Source organism: Paenibacillus sp. FSL H3-0286, assembly GCF_045040705.1.
GTDB lineage: Bacteria > Bacillota > Bacilli > Paenibacillales > Paenibacillaceae > Paenibacillus_AQ > Paenibacillus_AQ odorifer.
This window is the reverse complement of the sequence record NZ_CP150285.1, coordinates 5,577,466-5,594,457: the sequence shown is the minus strand read 5'-3', so window position 1 is coordinate 5,594,457 and position 16,992 is coordinate 5,577,466. Positions and strand designations below refer to the sequence as shown.

Genomic DNA, 16,992 nt, shown 5'->3' with positions numbered 1-16,992 from the left:
GATGATCGCAATGACAGGTACCTGATTCAAGTGAGGGAGGTGTTACGGGACTGAGGTGTAATCTTTCTTGTGGCATTCACTGAAGAGAGGGGCAGTAGAAATGATCAAGAGGTATAGGAAACAAGGACTGGTGTTCAGTTTGTTGTTTACGCTTACATTTTGTTCAAATGCTGCATTTCAACCGGCGATAGCAGAGGCAGCGGCCGGAGACTACAACTATGCGGAGGTTCTACAAAAATCTATTTATTTCTACGAAACCCAGCGGTCTGGTGAATTGCCAGATAACAATCGGGTGGAATGGCGGGGCGATTCCGGTCTTTTGGACGGGGCGGATGTGGGACATGATCTGACTGGTGGTTGGTACGATGCCGGTGATCACGTTAAATTCGGTTTGCCTATGGCTTATTCTACAACGATGCTGGCATGGTCAGTTTATGAGTACAAGCAAGGATATGAGGGGTCTGGGCAGCTGGAGGAAATTTTAGACAATATTCGCTGGGCAACCGATTATTTTGTGAAAGCTCATACCGCTCCTAACGAGCTGTGGGGACAAGTTGGTAACGGAACAACCGATCATAATTGGTGGGGACCCGCAGAAGTCATGCAGATGCAGAGACCTTCCTACAAAATTGATGCCACTCATCCCGGATCAGATCTTGCCGCAGAAACAGCTGCAGCGTTAGCTTCAGCATCCATTATTTTCAGGGATACGGATGCCGTATACGCGGACAAGCTGCTGCTGCATGCTAAACAGCTTTACAATTTTGCAGACACTTATCGCGGCTCCTATTCCGACAGCATTACCGACGTCAAACAATATTATAATTCTTGGAGCGGTTACGCGGATGAATTGAGCTGGGGGGCTGTCTGGTTGTATTTGGCGACTAACGATCAGCAGTATCTCAATAAGGCTATTGCAGCAAGCGATCAATGGGGAACGAATCAGGCTGGAAACTGGGGGTATCAGTGGACACAGTCTTGGGACGACAAGCATTATGGCGCTCAATTACTGTTGGCACGAATCACCGGGCAGACCAAGTTCATTCAATCCACTGAACGGAATATGCAGTATTGGACGACTGGAGTGGGTGGAACAAGTGACCGTGTTGCCTATACACCTGGCGGACTAGCCCATCTCGATCAATGGGGCGCATTGCGTTATGCAGCCAATCAGGCTTTTATGGCCTTCGTTTACTCAGACTGGGTGAGCGATCCGGTGAAGAAAGATACGGCGCGCTCTTTCGCGGAGAGACAAATTACGTATATGCTTGGTGACAATCCACGAAACAGCAGTTATGTTATCGGTTTTGGTAACAATTCTCCTCAGCATCCCCATCATCGAACCTCACATGGATCATGGAATGATAGTCAGAGCGTTCCGGTAAATCATCGCCATGTCTTGTACGGAGCGCTAGTTGGAGGCCCGTCCAAAACAGACAGCTACACCGACTCCATTAACGATTATGTCTCGAATGAAGTTGCAACCGATTACAATGCAGCTTTTACAGGAGCTATTGCAAAAATGGTGCTGCTGCATGGACAAGGGCAACAGCCCCTTGCACAATTTCCACCTGCAGAGACACGTGAAGATGAGATGTTTGTCGAAGCCTCTGTGAATGCTAGTGGCAGCAACTTTGTAGAGATTCGAGCATTGCTGAATAACCGTACGGGCTGGCCGGCAAGGGCCAGTAAAGAGATGTCTTTTAACTATTATGTGGATCTTAGTGAAGCGATAGCGGCTGGTTATGGTCCTGAGGATATTACGGTTACAGCGGGAGGCTACAATCAGGGTGGAACGGTGTCTGCACTTCAGCCTTACGATGCAGCTAACCATATCTACTATACTAAGATCGATTTTACAGGTACTTTGATTTATCCGGGTGGACAATCTGCTCATCGTAAGGAGATTCAATTCCGAATTGCAGCTCCGCTGAACACTAACTTCTGGAATAATGCTAATGATTTTTCATTCCAAGGGGTGGCAGCTCAAGGAGTAACTCCTGTAAAAACAGCGAACATTCCGGTGTTTGATGCAGGTGTACACATGTATGGAGAACTTCCAGCGGGTGGTGGACAACCTGGAGAACCTCAAGTCCCTGCACGTCCGACTAATGTTCAGGCTGTAGCAGGTAATGGAACGGTCCATTTGAATTGGAATGCGATTAGCGGGGTCAGTGAATATACCGTTAAACGCAGTGAAGTGAGTGGAGGCCCGTATACGGTACTTGAGAATGTCACGGGAACGGATTACATGGATAGTGGACGGGTGAACGGAACCACTTATTATTATGTGATCACTGCCACGAATAGTGTAGGGGAGAGCTTGCCATCTATACAGGTTAGTGCTAAACCCCAAGAACCGACACAGCCCGCAACGGGAAATTTGAAGGTGCAATATCGTACGAATGATACGAATGCCAGTGATGGACAGCTGCGCCCTCAGTTCCGAATTATGAATACAGGAACCGAGTCTGTGGCACTTAGCGGCTTGAAGCTGCGTTATTATTTCACTGTGGATGGGGATAAACCACAACAGTTTCATTGTGATTATGCTGTAGTGGGCAGTGGTAATTTAAGCGGCAGTTTTGTTAAGCTGAATCCCGCCAGTACGGGCGCGGATTATTATCTGGAGATTTCTTTTGGTGCAGGGGCTGGAAGTATAGCGCCTGGTGGAGATAGCGGCGAGATTCAGGCTCGCACCAATAAGACGGACTGGACGGCTTATAATGAAACGGATGATTATTCCTACAGCGCGGTTCAGCAGACATTTGCCGATTGGAATAAGGTTACACTTTATCAAGGTGAAACACTTGTATGGGGCTTAGAACCATAAATATATCCAAGAGAGGGAGCTTGCCTAAGATGATGAAATTGAGCTTAATAAAGAAGCCTGTTTCTGTAATAATGGCCGCAGTCCTGTTTCTCTCACTCATGACCGGTCTATTTAATTTTAGACCTCAGACTGCTCACGCTTCAACTACGGAGCAGACGCGATTTCTGCAATTATATGCGCAGCTAAAAGACCCCGCAAATGGTTATTTCTCTGCCGAAGGAGTACCTTATCATGCGGTAGAGACCTTGATGAGTGAAGCCCCTGATTACGGACATATGACGACCTCAGAAGCTTACAGTTATTGGATGTGGCTTGAGGTACTCTATGGTTATCACACAGGGGACTGGACTAAGCTGGAATCAGCTTGGGACAACATGGAGAAATATATCATTCCTATTAACGAAGGTGATGGCAAGGAAGAGCAGCCAACCATGAGTTATTACAATCCGAACAGCCCGGCTACGTATGCAGCGGAGCATGCTCAGCCGGATCAGTATCCAAGTCAGCTAGGTGGCCAGTATACAGCAGGTAAAGATCCGCTAGATGCTGAATTGAAGGCGACGTATGGCAACAACCAGACCTACTTGATGCACTGGCTGGTAGACGTGGACAACTGGTACGGCTTCGGCAACTTGCTGAATCCTACGCATACAGCCGCTTATGTGAATACATTCCAACGGGGTGAACAAGAGTCCGTTTGGGAGGCGGTCCCTCACCCGTCTCAAGATGACAAAACGTTCGGAAAAGCAAACGAAGGCTTCATGAGTCTGTTCACAAAAGAAGCTAACGTGCCTTCCGCTCAATGGCGTTACACGAATGCTACAGATGCCGATGCACGGGCAGTACAAGCAATGTACTGGGCTAAAGAGCTCGGCTACAACAATACAGTGTATTTGAATAAAGCTAAGAAAATGGGCGATTTCCTGCGTTACGGTATGTATGATAAATACTTCCAAAAAGTAGGAAGTGCTGCTACTGACGGCACCCCTGATGCCGGGACTGGCAAAGACTCTAATCAATATCTTCTGGCTTGGTATACCGCATGGGGCGGTGGACTTGGAGCAACAGGAAACTGGGCTTGGAGAATCGGTGCGAGCCATGCCCACCAAGGGTATCAGAATGTCGTGGCTGCCTACGCACTTTCTGATTCGGATGGTGGTCTGATTCCGTCATCAGCTACAGCTGGGCAGGATTGGGAAAACTCTCTGAAACGTCAATTGGAATTTTATACTTGGCTGCAGTCCTCTGAAGGGGCAATTGCCGGTGGAGCGACCAATAGTTATCAAGGCGCTTACAAGGCTTATCCAGCTGGAACCAGTACTTTTTATGGCATGGCCTATGACGAAGCTCCAGTCTACCACGATCCTCCATCCAATAACTGGTTCGGAATGCAGGCATGGAGTGTGGAGCGGGTAGCGGAGCTGTACTATATCCTTGCTTCTAACGGAGACACTACATCTGAAAACTTCCAAATGGCAAAACAAGTTATAGAAAATTGGGTAGATTGGTCTAAAGATTATGCCTTTGCCAACAAACGTCCAGTTACGGATGCAGAAGGTTACTATCTGAACAGCCAAGGAAATCGAATTCTTGGAGGCGCCAATCCGCAAGTGGCTACAGTCTCTGCACCAGGAGAATTCTGGATTCCAGGTAATGTGGAATGGACAGGACAACCTAATACTTGGAATGGCTTCAGTGGTTCTACTGCAAACAATAACCTGAAAGCCGTAACTAAGAGTCCAAGCCAAGATACAGGTGTACTGGGCAGCTATATTAAGGCACTTACCTTCTATGCGGCTGGCACCAAAGCTGAACATGGCAGCTACAGTACTCTGGGAGGAGAAGCTCAGGTACTGGCTAAATCTTTGTTAGACACGGCATGGGGTTATAACGATGGAATTGGTATTGCAACTACCGAAAGCCGTGCAGATTATTCTCGCTATTTCACTAAAGAAGTCTATTTCCCAAGCGGCTGGACAGGTACATTCGGCCAAGGAAATACAATCCCTGGTACATCAACAGTGCCTTCCGATCCTGCTAAAGGCGGAAATGGGGTATATGCAAGCTATACCGATATCCGTCCAAATATCGTAAATGACTCTAAGTGGCAATATCTGCTGGACAAATACAATACTTCTTTTAATAAAGTGACTAAAACTTGGGACAATGGAGCCCCTGAATTTACCTACCATCGCTTCTGGTCGCAAGTAGATATGGCAACTGCTTATGCAGAATACGATCGATTGATCAACAGCAGCGTGCCTACGGAGCCAGTAGCTCCAAAAGCACCTTCCAAACCAAGTGCGGTCGCTGGTAACCAAGTTGTAGATCTTAGTTGGAACAACGTAACTGGAGCTACAAGCTATACTGTGAAAAGAGCTGCAACAACTGGTGGCCCTTACAGCGATGTGGCTGTTGTCACTCAAGCTACTTACAGTGATGCTTCCGTGGTTAACGGTACGGATTATTACTATGTAGTTAGTGCTTCCAACGTGGTTGGGGAGAGTCCGAATTCCCCTGAGGCACTCGCCAAGCCTATGGATGTACCGATTCCGGCACAAGGAGATTTGGTGGTGAAGTACCGGACAAGTGATACCAATCCGGGAGATAATCAGTTCCGCCCGCAGCTGCAAATTGTTAACAATGGGGATACGGCTGTAGCGCTTAGCGATGTAAAGCTGCGGTATTATTACACGATTGATGGCGATAAACCTCAACAATTTAATGTTGACTATGCTAACATCGGTGGAAGTAATATACAGGGAACATTCGTGAAGGTAGACCCTGCCAAAACTGGAGCGGACTATTATTTAGAAATCTCCTTTGGCGCAGGTGCAGGCAGTCTTGCACCGGGAGCCAACACGGGTGATATCCAGATCCGGGTCAACAAAACGGACTGGAGCAATTACAACGAGGTTGGAGACTACTCTTATGATCCTACCAAAACATCGTACACGGAATGGAATCATGTGCCGTTGTACTTGAATGGTGCTCTAGCATGGGGACTTGAGCCTTAAAGTCTAAATGAGGGAAGCCCTAGCCATTTGGCTGGGGCTTTTTTTGTTATTGGCTGGTTAGCGACTGCACTGCGACTAATTGTGGCTTCATGTCCATTTTAATTGTATTTCCTACAACTAAAATAGGCTCTAGCCGCGCCAACGTAATTTAATTGCACTTCATACAACTATTTATCAGTATATGGATACTTATTGAGATATAAGCTCAGTTTAACTGTACAATGTGCAACTAAAACCCAAAAAGAAATAAAAAAGCACGAAATAGCTGTATTAAATACAACTATTTCGTGCTTTTGGTATGTTAGTTAGATATTGTGAGTTACTACGAATACTTGTAGATCAAGCTTTTATAGAAGCTTGGTTTACATTCACACTTGTGCTGAAGGAACAACCTTCTCCGCGTATTCTATCGTTCCGCCGCCGAGACATTGCTCACCGAGATAGAAGACAACGGCTTGACCAGGGGTGATCGCTTTTTGTGGAACATCAAAGGTTACATTAATCGTTCCATCTTCACGCGCTGTAAGGGTCACGCCTTGATCTGGCTGGCGATACCGGAATTTGGCGGTGCATTTCAGCGGCTCTTGCCCAAGCGCTTGACCGTCAATCCAGTTAACACCGGAAGCAATCAGGCTAGTGGAGTACAGGCTGTGGTGCTTGTCTCCTTGTACTACATAAAGAATGTTGCGGCTAAGATCTTTTTCAGCTACAAACCACGGTTCGCCGTTGCCAGAGCCACCAATACCAAGGCCTTGGCGTTGGCCTAACGTGTAATACATAAGTCCGTCATGGCGGCCTTTGATCTCTCCAGTTACTATGTCAACCATATCGCCAGCTTGTGCCGGGAGATATTGGCTGAGGAATTCGCGGAAGTTGCGCTCGCCGATAAAGCAGACGCCTGTGCTATCTTTTTTCTTGGCAGTGTAAAGTCCTGCTTCTTCAGCAATTCTCCGCACTTCAGGTTTCGGCAGATGTCCAATAGGGAACATTGTTTTAGAGAGTTGATGTTGCCCCAGTGCATTCAGGAAATAGGTTTGATCCTTATTGTTGTCTACGCCGCGGAGCAGCTTGTACACACCATCTTCTTCTATAACACGTGCGTAATGTCCAGTTGCGACATAATCGGCACCAAGCTGAAGAGCTTTGTTCAAAAATTCTCCAAACTTAATCTCGCGGTTGCACATGACGTCAGGATTTGGCGTCCGGCCGGCCTTATATTCATCGAGAAAATAAGAAAATACCTTATCAAAGTATTCCTTCTCGAAATTAACGGTATAGTAAGGAATATCAATCTGCTCGCATACGCGGCGAACATCCTCTGCATCGCTTTCGGCCGTACATACTCCGAATTCGTCGGTATCGTCCCAGTTCTTCATGAAGATGCCGATGACGTCATAGCCCTGCTGCTTGAGCAGAAGCGCCGTGACGGAGGAATCGACCCCTCCGGACATGCCGACGACGACACGGGTGTCTTGTTTTGCTTTTGTCATCGTAATCACCATTTCTGTACCCAAAATACCGGTCATTCATGGAACACCCGGCTCAAAATGTATTATAACATACCTGTCTACTCTAAACCTCTGAAATAAGAGACTGGAAACAACAAAATGTCCACCTGGGGTGAACATTCTCGTAAAATGTTTTGTTTTCCATTTCATTTGTGACTTCGGATATGATAACATAAACTGAGAGTAATTATCGGAATACCTTGATATGACAATCCAAATGACTTGCCGAATCAATAGTATACAATAATCAGACATTAAACTGAAAGAGGTGCCCCTTTGAAAATATCAACTAAAGGTCGTTACGGACTAACAATTATGATGGAGCTTGCACTGAAATTTGGTGAAGGACCAACTTCACTTAAGAGTATTGCTGAGAAAAATGGTCTTTCCGAGCATTATCTGGAGCAACTAATTGCTCCTCTGCGCAATGCAGGACTTGTAAAAAGTATTCGTGGAGCATATGGCGGATACATTTTGTCGCGTGAGGCGAATGCTATCACTGCCGGTGATATCATCCGTGTGCTGGAGGGCCCTATCTCTCCTGTAGACTTCACGGAAGAGGACGATGCAGCGAAACGGGATTTATGGTTGCGTATTCGCGACAGTATTGCCGATGTGCTGGATTCCACAACACTTTATGATTTGATTAACTACAAAGAAGAGAGTTTGGCTGACAATTACATGTTTTATATTTAGATCTCCAATGAAAGATAACTCAACAGTATTATGAATCAACCTTTAGGCTCCCATTTGGGAGTCTTTTTTTATCTTTTATTATCTGTGATTCTATTTGTTCTTACGTTTATTAAGGAGCGCAATCCAGCAGCAAAAGGCTCCGATGAACGCTGCGAGAATCGGTATCCATTGATTAGTAGTCAAGTAAGCACCTCTACAGTACTTATAATTCTTTCGTCATAAAAACACTATAGGGGTCTTCAATGTAATCTGCAAACGGACTACAGTATTCAAACCCATATTGTTCATATAGTTTTCTAGCCGCTTTGAACCCTTCAGTGGATCCGGTTTCCAAGCTCAGCCGCCGATAGCCTTGTTGCTTAGCTTCTTTAATAATATGGGCAAGCATTTTAGATGCAATGCCCTTCCTAAGATGCTTGGTAGAAGTACGCATGGATTTGATTTCACCATGATGGCTACCCATGTCTTTAAGAGCACCGCAACCTAAGAGTTCGCCCTGCTCCCAGGCACTCCAGAAGGTGATTTCAGGTGTTTTTAATTTATCTAAATTCAACGCATGTACACTCTCTGGGGGAGATTGCTCAAACATGCTCTGAAGATGTTCACTGATCAATGCTATGATTTCGGTTCCGGTTAAGTTATCGATTCTAATCTCCAAATTATTCACTCCCAATGATAAGATTATGGTTTGTTGTATAAATCAAGTTTCTTTAGCGGAGTTCGCTATTAATGTTGTAGCAATCGGTCCAAGACTTTCTGTGTAAGTGGCATAAAGTAATTAAGAATTAATCCGCCTAAACAAATGGTAAGTAGAGTACCAATCCCAATAGGCCCATTGAAAATAATGGCGGCAAATAAGAAAACAAGATAAATGATTGTTCTAGTAAATAGTATACTAAGCCTAGTTATCGTTTGCAGTACTAATGTTAGCCGGTCCACTGGAATCGGTGCGAAATTTGCGTATAAATAAATGGATGTACCTAATCCAATTGCGATTAAGCCTAAACCATAAAAAGCAATTTTACTGATCCACAGATTAGGCTCGATCAGATGGTTAAACAAAAAAAGCCACATATCAATACCTAAGCCTGCTATGAATGCAGTTACCAGCCCTAATAATTCCGGTCTTTGCTTGGATAAACATGAATTACATCCAATCAATAGGCATGCGATCAGCACTTCCCAACTGCCTACTGTAAGACCGACATTTTTGGATAGACCCACTAAAAGTGCATCAAAAGGTGATGCTCCAAGGTCAGAGATTATTGTTAGTGAAACGCCTAGGGTTAAGATGAAAATCCCGCAAGTGAAAATGGAAAACGTAGTTACACTAAACTTCTTCATTCTTTTGAAGCAGAAAGATCTTTAGTCATTAAAAGATGAGGGATGCCATCCTCCATAAATTCAGTAGATGAAGCCCGATAACCAAGTTTTTTATAGAAGCCCTCCGCCTGAGTTTGCCCGTGCAATTTAACTTTTTGATGCCCCTTTTCCACCACGATCTCTTCTAATGCCGAAATAATTTTTTTCCCAATTCCAAATTTACGATAAGGTTCTAGGATGCAAATACGCTCTAACTTACCTATACCATCAAGAACGCGGATCCTTCCTGTGGCAACTGGTTGCCCATCATAATAGGCCAGGACATGTTCACATTCTCCATTCAGTGTATCGAATTCATCAAATTCATCATTAAGGGGAACGCCTTGTTCCTCAACAAATACTTTTTTTCTGATTGAAAATGCAGCTTCAAGTTCCTCGATTAGTGTAATTCTTTTAAGATTCATTCTTGCTTACTCCATTCTGTATTTGTTTTTTTTAGGAAAAACGTCATAATGAATTAACGACAATTATAAGTATATATATAATCAATATTGTTGTAAATACAACATTATTGGAACTGGTAGGTGATTGAATGAAAGAGATCCTTCGTGAAGTTGGAATGATAGCGAGGGCATTAGATTCCATAAGTAATATAGAGTTCAAGGAATTAGAGCTTACAAAGGGGCAGTATTTATATCTGGTCCGGATATATGAGAATCCGGGCATTATTCAAGAAAAGCTGTCGGAAATGATAAAGGTGGACCGAACAACAGCAGCACGTGCGATTCAGAAGCTTGAAATCCAAGGTTTTATTGAAAAGAAAGACGATGAAACGAACAAAAAAATAAAAAGGTTATTCACAACTGAAAAAGGCAAACAAGCCTACTCTTTTCTGAAGAGAGAAGGGGACCATACCGACTTGGTTGCGTTAGCAGGATTATCTGAAAAAGAAACGGAAGTCTTGTTTCAACTTTTGCAAAGAGTTAGGAAAAATGTTGAGGTTGAGTGGGAGTACGTAAAGAAGGGAAATAAAAGAGAGTACTAAAATCAGAAATTGTTATTGAACTAACCCAACACGATCGCAAGAAAAAATGCCTTGCTAGTGATTATACTGGCAGGGCATTTTAATGAGATGATTCATATATCAACGGAGCCGTGGAACGTGAGGAGCGGAGAATAAAAAAAGAACACCCTAAAGTGTTCATTAAGGTTAATTAATGTTAATTATTGTGCTGCGGGGGTATTTCCCATTGCAATAGAAATTCTGTTCCAACTGTTGATTTGATTAATAATCAGCACAAGATCAACATATTGTTTCTCATCGTAATGTTCACGTACTTGCTTATATAGATCATCCGGAACTCTTTTGGAAGGGATTAGCGTAATATGCTCAGCTAGTTCTAGAGCAACCTTCTCTTCAGGTGTATAAAAAGTACATTCCTCCCAAACATTTAAACAATAAATTCGTTGTTCAGTTTCACCCATTTTACGAGCTTCGGATGTATGCATATCTATACAGAAAGCACATCCGTTAATTTGAGAAACTCTGATTTTGATAAGTTCTCTTGTAGTCCGATTAATCGTAGATTTTTTGGTGTACATCTCCATATCCATCATGATTTTCATACCCTCAGGTGCAACTTCATTGTAAGCAACTCTTTGACTCATTAGGCAAGACTCCTTAGGCTTTAGTTTAGGAATAGTATAACTTTATTTTAACACTATTATTCTTTATATGCGAACATTTGTACTTATTTTTGTTTATAAGAAGGCAGAAATCACCCGCCGACATATCCTCAAAGCGGAACGGAAATGATATCAATATAATCTTCTACCTGTCTAATTGGCTGTTATTCCACGAGTTTCCCCTTCCTCTTGCCTCACAACTATCGGCTTCCTGGTGAATAAGTTGATAGAAACCAAAAGGAGGAGTGAGGAAATGCCTTATACAACAGGTCTTATTACAAATACAAGAGCAACTGGTACTGCAGCAAGTAATGTAGTAGTCAGTGTTCGTAACACAAGTAATGCGAGTGCAATGATGATCGTCGAAGTTTTTGGTGTTCCATATTCGATGCCAGCTCTTACTCCGCTTTATGTCACAGGGTATTACGTTCCTGCAAAGAGTTCTGATATTAGAGAGTTTTTCATTGGGGGCAATTTGGCTTACGAGGTACAAATTAGTAGTCCTTTTCCTTTGGCAGAAGTAGTTACCTCCGTGTATGGGCTGGACGAGTTCGGAAATCTAGTTACTGATCAGCGAGTGCTTCAATCTGAATTGACGCAGATTACCGCATTATCTATCCCTATATAATAGTAACGTTTAGACCATTAAGCAGCAGTCGCTGAAAGAAATAGGGCGATTGCTGCTTTTTTAGGCGCAATAAAGTATTTTAGGGGCATTCACACAATCAGATGAGAGGAATCAAAATATACTGATTTTATACTCCAATGTAGAGAGAGGTAAAAATCATGGCGGATGTAGGAGTAGTTATGCCTGTGTATACCCAAAAGCCGGAGTTTCTGCGGCAAGCTCTGCAGTCTGTTCTACACCAATCTTTTACCAATTTTCGGCTGGTTGTTGTGATCGATGGAGCACCAGATATGGAACCGCTCGTGAGATCCATTATTGTCGAAGATCCGAGGGTAACGGTTATCTCTTACGCACAGAACAGGGGTATAGCACATGCACTGAATACTGGCTTTGATCTTTTGTTTAGTGAGCCCAGTATTCAATATTTGAGTTGGGTTTCCAGCGACAATGTTTATGAACCCCGTTTCCTCGAAATCCTTCGGGGGGCGCTAGTTAGAGGTCCACAGGAGTTAGGCATCGTGTTCAGTTCTTTTCAAAGCATCGATAACGAGGGAAAGTTTCTTCACAACGAACATCAATTGGCTACGCAGCGTAATTATCAGTCACAGCCCAAAGAGAGATTGCTGGATTATTCGCTCATTGGCGTATCTTTTATGTACAAAACACAGATTGCGAAGCTTGTTGGAGCTTATGGAATGGAACCGGTGGAAGATTATGATTACTGGCTGAGACTGGCTGAACATTGTGAGATTCGCTTTATACCGGTGGAACTGGTGAATTATCGTGTAGATTCTACCTTTAGTGTATCTGCCCAGTTACATTCGGTTGAAAATCATCGTAGATGGAGATATGCCTATCATTTGACCCGCCATCAGGCGCGGTTTCGCAGAGGGATTCCGGCGATGATTACCGTTTTATATCCTGTAGTGAATGCTTGTGCGGATGAAATAACGAGGATAGAGAATCTGTACGAACAAACGTATAGCAATTATGAATGCCGGGTGCTGGATTTATCAACTACACGTCAGCCATCAGCTCTATTGGAAACCATACCTCATCCTGCGACAGCGTTCGCTTGGCTGCCTGGGGCTGTGGAGTCACACGCGATTTGCAGTGCTATTGAGCAGCTATCCACCCCATTTACGATAGTTTTAGGTCCAAAGGTTTTTATAGGAGCGCTCGATATTGAGTACATGCTGGAAGCTTTGATTACTACGGGTGGGGATACGATTTCCAACTACTACACGGATGATCATAGCTTGATTGGATTTCGACACAGACATGTCCCCTCGACCAAAAGCCACTATTATAATGAGCTGTTTCGCAGCGCAGATTTGTATGATTTGTTGAAGACCTCTTTTACCTAAAATAATTTGCGAATGAGTGATCATGATGAAGATTTTGTTCACTTTTTATAACCCGAGTGGTGGTATGCAAACTCTGAACCGAGTTCGCTGCCAAGCGTTATATGCTCGCGGTGTAGAGTGCCATTTACTGTATACACACCATGGAAAAGGACAGCAGAATATCCGTAACATTCAAACGCATATTACCAATAGTGATGACGAGATCAGGGCAATGCTTGCTCGTGAAGCATTTGACTTAATTGTAGTGTGTACGGATATTAACTTAGCAGAGCGGATTCGAGGGTTTGGGTATAAAGGGCCGCTTGTTTTTGAAGTGCAGGGTTTAGGTACCTTAGATGAAGCTGAGCAGGTCGTTAATAATTTTACAGAGCGCATTTACAGGCTCACCGATGCACTGCTGTATCCGGAAACAACCCATTTGCAGGCGCTTTTCAAAGGCGGATTTCCAACCATTCCACAATATTGTTTTGATGATCCGATCGATTGTGATCAGTTTGGATATACCAATTATCCCGCGAAAAGTTTCCCTATCCTCGGTTGGGTAGGACGCATTCAAACGAATAAGAATTGGCGGGAATTTCTGCAAATCGGGCAAAGGCTGCTGACGATCCATCCCGAGCTTTATTTATGGATTTTTCAGGATGATACGTTGTTTGATCCAGAGCAAAAAGAAAGCTTTGATCAATTTGTAGCTGAGACAGGGATTTCTTCACGATTAATTTCGTATTCCAATATTCCTCATGAGCAAATGGCAGATTATATGAGCATTATTGGTGATTCGGGAGGTTTGCTCCTTTCGACCTCGATTTTGGAAGGATTTGGATATGCGGTTGCTGAGGCGATGTTGTGCCGTTGTCCTGTACTTACTACAGATTCTGACGGCGTTCGAAGACTCGTCATTAACAATCACACTGGAAAAATATACACGAGAGGGCAGCTGGATGAAGCTGTGAATGCTGCTCTATCCTTAATGGATGATCCGGCACTGCGGGCCAGAATCAGGATGAATGGAGAATGGCATATCCGGACTAACCTGTCCTCCGAGCTGTATGCAGACAGATTTCTACAGATGTATCATCAATTGATGGGACGTAGAATTCAAATTGAGCGGCGCTGGTCTTAACTCTGCGGTTAATCTGCAGGGTTAAGATGTTTTTTCATGGATTAACAACGAGGTCAGAATTAGTGTCAATAAAAGGGTGACAATCATTCCCACCATTTGAATAATATTGTTATAGGGATCAGGGAGAGTGACATAAGAAAAGATAACCTCTTTTAATATAAAGAACAGAATTCTAAATAAACTCAGAAATACTAACCCTGCTACGATCCACTTTTTTAAATGTGTTTTATAAATATGACTTCCTCCTGTCTATATCTCATTGATTAATTCCTTCGTATTATTCCGGACATTTCCCACTGCAGTGGAAACCGGATAGGCTCTCATTTGATGCTGATCATAGGGTTTAAGAAGCTTTATTAACGAAGTTGCGTCCTGATTGCTCCGGCTTAGCCATTCAGGCTCATCCTCAGGCTTCAAAATAACTGGCATACGGTTGTGGATTTCAGCCATAAGTTCATTTGGGGTAGTCGTTATAATCGTGCAGGTACTTAATTTATTACCTTCAGGGTCCATCCAAATATCATACAATCCGGCCATTGAAAAAATACCCCCATCGCGCATCACGATTCGCATGGGTTGTTTGCTGCTGCCCTGTGCCTTCCATTCATAGAAACCATCAGAAGGGATGATGCAGCGGCGGGAGCTTACTAATCGCTTGAAAGAAGGCTTCTCAAGGAGTGACTCTGCCCGGGCATTGATCATTTTACTGCCGATTTTATCATCTTTGGCCCAAGAAGGAACCAGACCCCAGCGCAGTTCCCCAAGTTTATTGCTGGACCCTGTGTTAATGACTGCCGGAATTTGCTGCATGGGTGCTGCGTTATATGTTGGAGCATAGTGGATAATGGTAGAATCATTGGCAAAATATCTGACCATCAGCTCTTCCATGGTGACTGTTATTGTATATCGTCCGCACATTTTATACACTTCCCATTCGGTCGTTTTTGAGGCTAGATTTGTTTACAGCTTGTAATCAGCATGTTATGCTCGAAATATTTCTTAGCTTGAACGGCTGTTGAGGGTTGTATCTTATTATAAACGAAGCACAATGAATGAAGAAAGCGGTGCATATAGGTGATTTTGGTAAGCTCTTGTTTAGCTGGCATGAAGGTAAGATATAATGGTACGGATTGTTTGGATGAGAAAATTCAGAAGCTATTGAATGAGAATCAGGCTATTGCTGTGTGTCCGGAATTATTAGGGGGATTCTCTACGCCTAGAGAGCCAGCTGAAATTGTCGGCGGGGATGGTGAGGATGTGCTTGCAGGAACGGCAAAAGTAGTGGACCGGTCGGGAACAGATGTAACAGAACTATATTTAAAAGGGGCCTATATTACGCTTGAAAAAGCTCAAGAGGTTTCAGCCACGATGGTAGTCCTCAAGGAAAACAGTCCTTCTTGCGGCAGCACCATGATTTATAACGGAGAGTTCAAAGGGAAGAAGATCGCTGGCAACGGCGTGACTGCGGCTTTACTTAGAAAAAACGGCATAGAAGTTACCTCTGAAGAGAATTGGCTGTCATTATCCTAGCCTATATAGGGAATTGATTACAATATTGTGTTCTTTAGTTTGTGGAAAACTAACTTCTCGCGCGGTATAATTTAATAGTTCTTAAAAACGAACTATTGTACTATACCCTAGAAGTGGAGAAATGAATGATGAAAACCATCTATTTGGACCACGCCGCATCAACTCCGGTTCATCCCGAGGTGGCCAAGGTCATGCTGAATATAATGACAGAACAATATGGAAATGCGTCCAGTGTACATCAGTTCGGACGTTCAGCCAAGAAAATATTAAATGGGGCGCGCGATACTATCGCCGCCTTTTTAGGCTGCTCGCCGGAAGAGTGGGTGTTCACTGGCGGCGGAACCGAAAGCGACAATCTAGCCCTCTATGGAGCTGTCGCTGCTGTTGCCCAGAAAGGCAATCATATTATCACCTCTGCGATAGAGCATCATGCAGTGCTACATACCTGCGAAGAGCTGGAGAAGGAAGGCTTTAAGGTTACTTATCTTCCTGTGGATTCTACAGGCCGAGTATCCGTTGCAGACGTAGAAGCAGCGGTGCAGGAAGACACGGTGCTAATCAGTGTAATGTATGCCAATAATGAGGTAGGAACCGTTCAGCCGATTCAGGAAATTGGCCAGCTTGCCAGAGAGCGGGGAATTCTGTTCCATGTTGATGCTGTACAAGCTCTTGGTGCCTTACCGATCACACTGCGGGAGCTTCCGGTAGATTACATGAGCTTTACAGCTCACAAAATCAATGGACCTGGGGGGATCGGTGGCCTTTATGTGCGGAGTGGAGCACCGCTGCATCCAAGACTCCACGGTGGCCTTCAGGAGCGCGGCAGACGAGCCGGAACAGAAAATCTAGCAGGTACTGCTGGATTTGCCAAGGCTGTTGAGATAGCAGTTACAGGTCTATCAGAACGTCGACAAAAAGTGCAGCTCCTGCGCAATAGACTACTTGAAGAGCTGGATACGCTGATTGGACGGGAAAGTTATTCGATTAACGGCAATACCGAGCATTTTTTGCCAAGTATACTGAATTTGAGCTTCCCGGGAGCTAGAACAGATGTTATGCTGATGAACCTGGATATGGACGGGATTGCGGCGGCAAGCGGTTCAGCCTGCACGTCAGGATCACTGGAAATATCCCATGTTCTGAGAGCAATGGAGCTTCCAGAAAATATTTTAGGGTCCGCGATTCGATTTAGCATGGGTTTGGGTAATACTACTGAAGAAATTGAGTACGTTGCTCGAAAAGTTGAAACCATTCTGAATCGGCTGCGTATCAGAGACTAGT

15 protein-coding genes are annotated in these 16,992 nt (G+C 44.1%); 9 read left to right on the top strand and 6 right to left on the bottom strand.

Annotation, left to right across the window (positions count from 1 at the left end):
• Positions 1-100 precede the first annotated feature (100 nt).
• Positions 101-2,833 (top strand): glycoside hydrolase family 9 protein, encoded by a 2,733-nt coding sequence (locus MHB37_RS25040; protein WP_405168649.1) that lies wholly within the window; start codon positions 101-103, stop codon positions 2,831-2,833.
• 32 nt (positions 2,834-2,865) lie between these two features.
• On the top strand, positions 2,866-5,850 hold the full coding sequence (locus MHB37_RS25035) for a glycoside hydrolase family 48 protein (protein WP_081388349.1): 2,985 nt from the start codon (positions 2,866-2,868) through the stop codon (positions 5,848-5,850).
• A gap of 368 nt (positions 5,851-6,218) precedes the next feature.
• On the opposite strand, the gene mnmA is transcribed toward MHB37_RS25035, so the two are convergent.
• Positions 6,219-7,340, bottom strand: coding sequence for a tRNA 2-thiouridine(34) synthase MnmA (mnmA, locus tag MHB37_RS25030; RefSeq protein ID WP_076193287.1), 1,122 nt, complete (start codon positions 7,338-7,340; stop codon positions 6,219-6,221).
• Positions 7,341-7,634: 294 nt separating this feature from the next.
• Between mnmA and cymR the strand changes: the two genes are divergently transcribed.
• Entirely contained in the window at positions 7,635-8,054 is a 420-nt protein-coding gene (gene cymR / locus MHB37_RS25025) for a cysteine metabolism transcriptional regulator CymR (RefSeq protein ID WP_036677599.1), read from the top strand.
• A 202-nt stretch (positions 8,055-8,256) separates the two neighbouring features.
• Here the strand turns inward: cymR and MHB37_RS25020 are convergent, their stop codons facing one another.
• The 3 genes from MHB37_RS25020 to MHB37_RS25010 form a co-directional block, all read right to left on the bottom strand.
• Complete coding sequence (locus tag MHB37_RS25020; protein ID WP_076304253.1) at positions 8,257-8,712, bottom strand: GNAT family N-acetyltransferase; 456 nt, start codon at positions 8,710-8,712, stop codon at positions 8,257-8,259.
• A gap of 68 nt (positions 8,713-8,780) precedes the next feature.
• Positions 8,781-9,398 carry a YitT family protein gene (locus tag MHB37_RS25015; protein WP_076179369.1) on the bottom strand — a complete coding sequence of 206 codons (618 nt, stop codon included), beginning with the start codon at positions 9,396-9,398 and terminating at the stop codon, positions 8,781-8,783.
• Positions 9,395-9,841, bottom strand: a complete 447-nt coding sequence (locus MHB37_RS25010) for a GNAT family N-acetyltransferase (RefSeq protein WP_076129675.1) — start codon at positions 9,839-9,841, stop codon at positions 9,395-9,397. The genes MHB37_RS25015 and MHB37_RS25010 overlap by 4 nt, the downstream gene beginning before the upstream one ends.
• 128 nt (positions 9,842-9,969) lie before the next feature.
• On the opposite strand from MHB37_RS25010, the gene MHB37_RS25005 reads away from it, so the two are divergent.
• A complete protein-coding gene (locus MHB37_RS25005) occupies positions 9,970-10,422 on the top strand; it encodes a MarR family winged helix-turn-helix transcriptional regulator (protein WP_076105880.1) in 453 nt (150 codons plus the stop codon).
• A gap of 179 nt (positions 10,423-10,601) precedes the next feature.
• On the opposite strand, the gene MHB37_RS25000 is transcribed toward MHB37_RS25005, so the two are convergent.
• The gene (locus MHB37_RS25000; RefSeq protein WP_076281201.1) at positions 10,602-11,045 is read right to left on the bottom strand and encodes a carboxymuconolactone decarboxylase family protein; all 444 of its coding nucleotides are present in this window, start codon (positions 11,043-11,045) and stop codon (positions 10,602-10,604) included.
• A 271-nt stretch (positions 11,046-11,316) separates the two neighbouring features.
• Here MHB37_RS25000 and MHB37_RS24995 point away from each other — a divergent pair, with 271 nt between their 5' ends.
• The 3 genes from MHB37_RS24995 to MHB37_RS24985 all read left to right on the top strand — a co-directional run bounded on the left by MHB37_RS24995 (position 11,317) and on the right by MHB37_RS24985 (position 14,181).
• Positions 11,317-11,691, top strand: a complete 375-nt coding sequence (locus MHB37_RS24995; protein ID WP_076129677.1) for a hypothetical protein — start codon at positions 11,317-11,319, stop codon at positions 11,689-11,691.
• Between the two features lie 158 nt (positions 11,692-11,849).
• Positions 11,850-13,058 (top strand): glycosyltransferase, encoded by a 1,209-nt coding sequence (locus MHB37_RS24990; RefSeq protein ID WP_076185497.1) that lies wholly within the window; start codon positions 11,850-11,852, stop codon positions 13,056-13,058.
• A 22-nt stretch (positions 13,059-13,080) separates the two neighbouring features.
• Positions 13,081-14,181, top strand: coding sequence for a glycosyltransferase family 4 protein (locus tag MHB37_RS24985; RefSeq protein ID WP_254857104.1), 1,101 nt, complete (start codon positions 13,081-13,083; stop codon positions 14,179-14,181).
• A 249-nt stretch (positions 14,182-14,430) separates the two neighbouring features.
• On the opposite strand, the gene MHB37_RS24980 is transcribed toward MHB37_RS24985, so the two are convergent.
• Entirely contained in the window at positions 14,431-15,099 is a 669-nt protein-coding gene (locus MHB37_RS24980) for an SOS response-associated peptidase (RefSeq protein WP_076129680.1), read from the bottom strand.
• 156 nt (positions 15,100-15,255) lie between these two features.
• On the opposite strand from MHB37_RS24980, the gene MHB37_RS24975 reads away from it, so the two are divergent.
• Together MHB37_RS24975 and MHB37_RS24970 are read left to right on the top strand one after the other, a co-directional pair.
• Positions 15,256-15,711, top strand: a complete 456-nt coding sequence (locus tag MHB37_RS24975) for a DUF523 domain-containing protein (protein WP_076129681.1) — start codon at positions 15,256-15,258, stop codon at positions 15,709-15,711.
• A gap of 128 nt (positions 15,712-15,839) precedes the next feature.
• A complete protein-coding gene (locus MHB37_RS24970) occupies positions 15,840-16,991 on the top strand; it encodes a cysteine desulfurase family protein (RefSeq protein WP_076129682.1) in 1,152 nt (383 codons plus the stop codon).
• Position 16,992: the final 1 nt, after the last annotated feature.

Excerpts from the sequence above, each read along its gene's own strand:
- MHB37_RS24995 (WP_076129677.1), top strand. The coding sequence starts at position 11,317 with ATGCCTTATACAACAGGTCTTATTACAAATACAAGAGCAACTGGTACT.
- MHB37_RS24970 (WP_076129682.1), top strand. The coding sequence starts at position 15,840 with ATGAAAACCATCTATTTGGACCACGCCGCATCAACTCCGGTTCATCCC.
- MHB37_RS25015 (WP_076179369.1), bottom strand. The coding sequence starts at position 9,398 with ATGAAGAAGTTTAGTGTAACTACGTTTTCCATTTTCACTTGCGGGATT.
- MHB37_RS25010 (WP_076129675.1), bottom strand. The coding sequence starts at position 9,841 with ATGAATCTTAAAAGAATTACACTAATCGAGGAACTTGAAGCTGCATTT.
- MHB37_RS25035 (WP_081388349.1), top strand. The coding sequence starts at position 2,866 with ATGAAATTGAGCTTAATAAAGAAGCCTGTTTCTGTAATAATGGCCGCA.
- MHB37_RS24985 (WP_254857104.1), top strand. The coding sequence starts at position 13,081 with ATGATGAAGATTTTGTTCACTTTTTATAACCCGAGTGGTGGTATGCAA.
- MHB37_RS25000 (WP_076281201.1), bottom strand. The coding sequence starts at position 11,045 with ATGAGTCAAAGAGTTGCTTACAATGAAGTTGCACCTGAGGGTATGAAA.
- MHB37_RS24980 (WP_076129680.1), bottom strand. The coding sequence starts at position 15,099 with ATGTGCGGACGATATACAATAACAGTCACCATGGAAGAGCTGATGGTC.
- mnmA (WP_076193287.1), bottom strand. The coding sequence starts at position 7,340 with ATGACAAAAGCAAAACAAGACACCCGTGTCGTCGTCGGCATGTCCGGA.
- MHB37_RS24990 (WP_076185497.1), top strand. The coding sequence starts at position 11,850 with ATGGCGGATGTAGGAGTAGTTATGCCTGTGTATACCCAAAAGCCGGAG.
- MHB37_RS25005 (WP_076105880.1), top strand. The coding sequence starts at position 9,970 with ATGAAAGAGATCCTTCGTGAAGTTGGAATGATAGCGAGGGCATTAGAT.
- MHB37_RS25040 (WP_405168649.1), top strand. The coding sequence starts at position 101 with ATGATCAAGAGGTATAGGAAACAAGGACTGGTGTTCAGTTTGTTGTTT.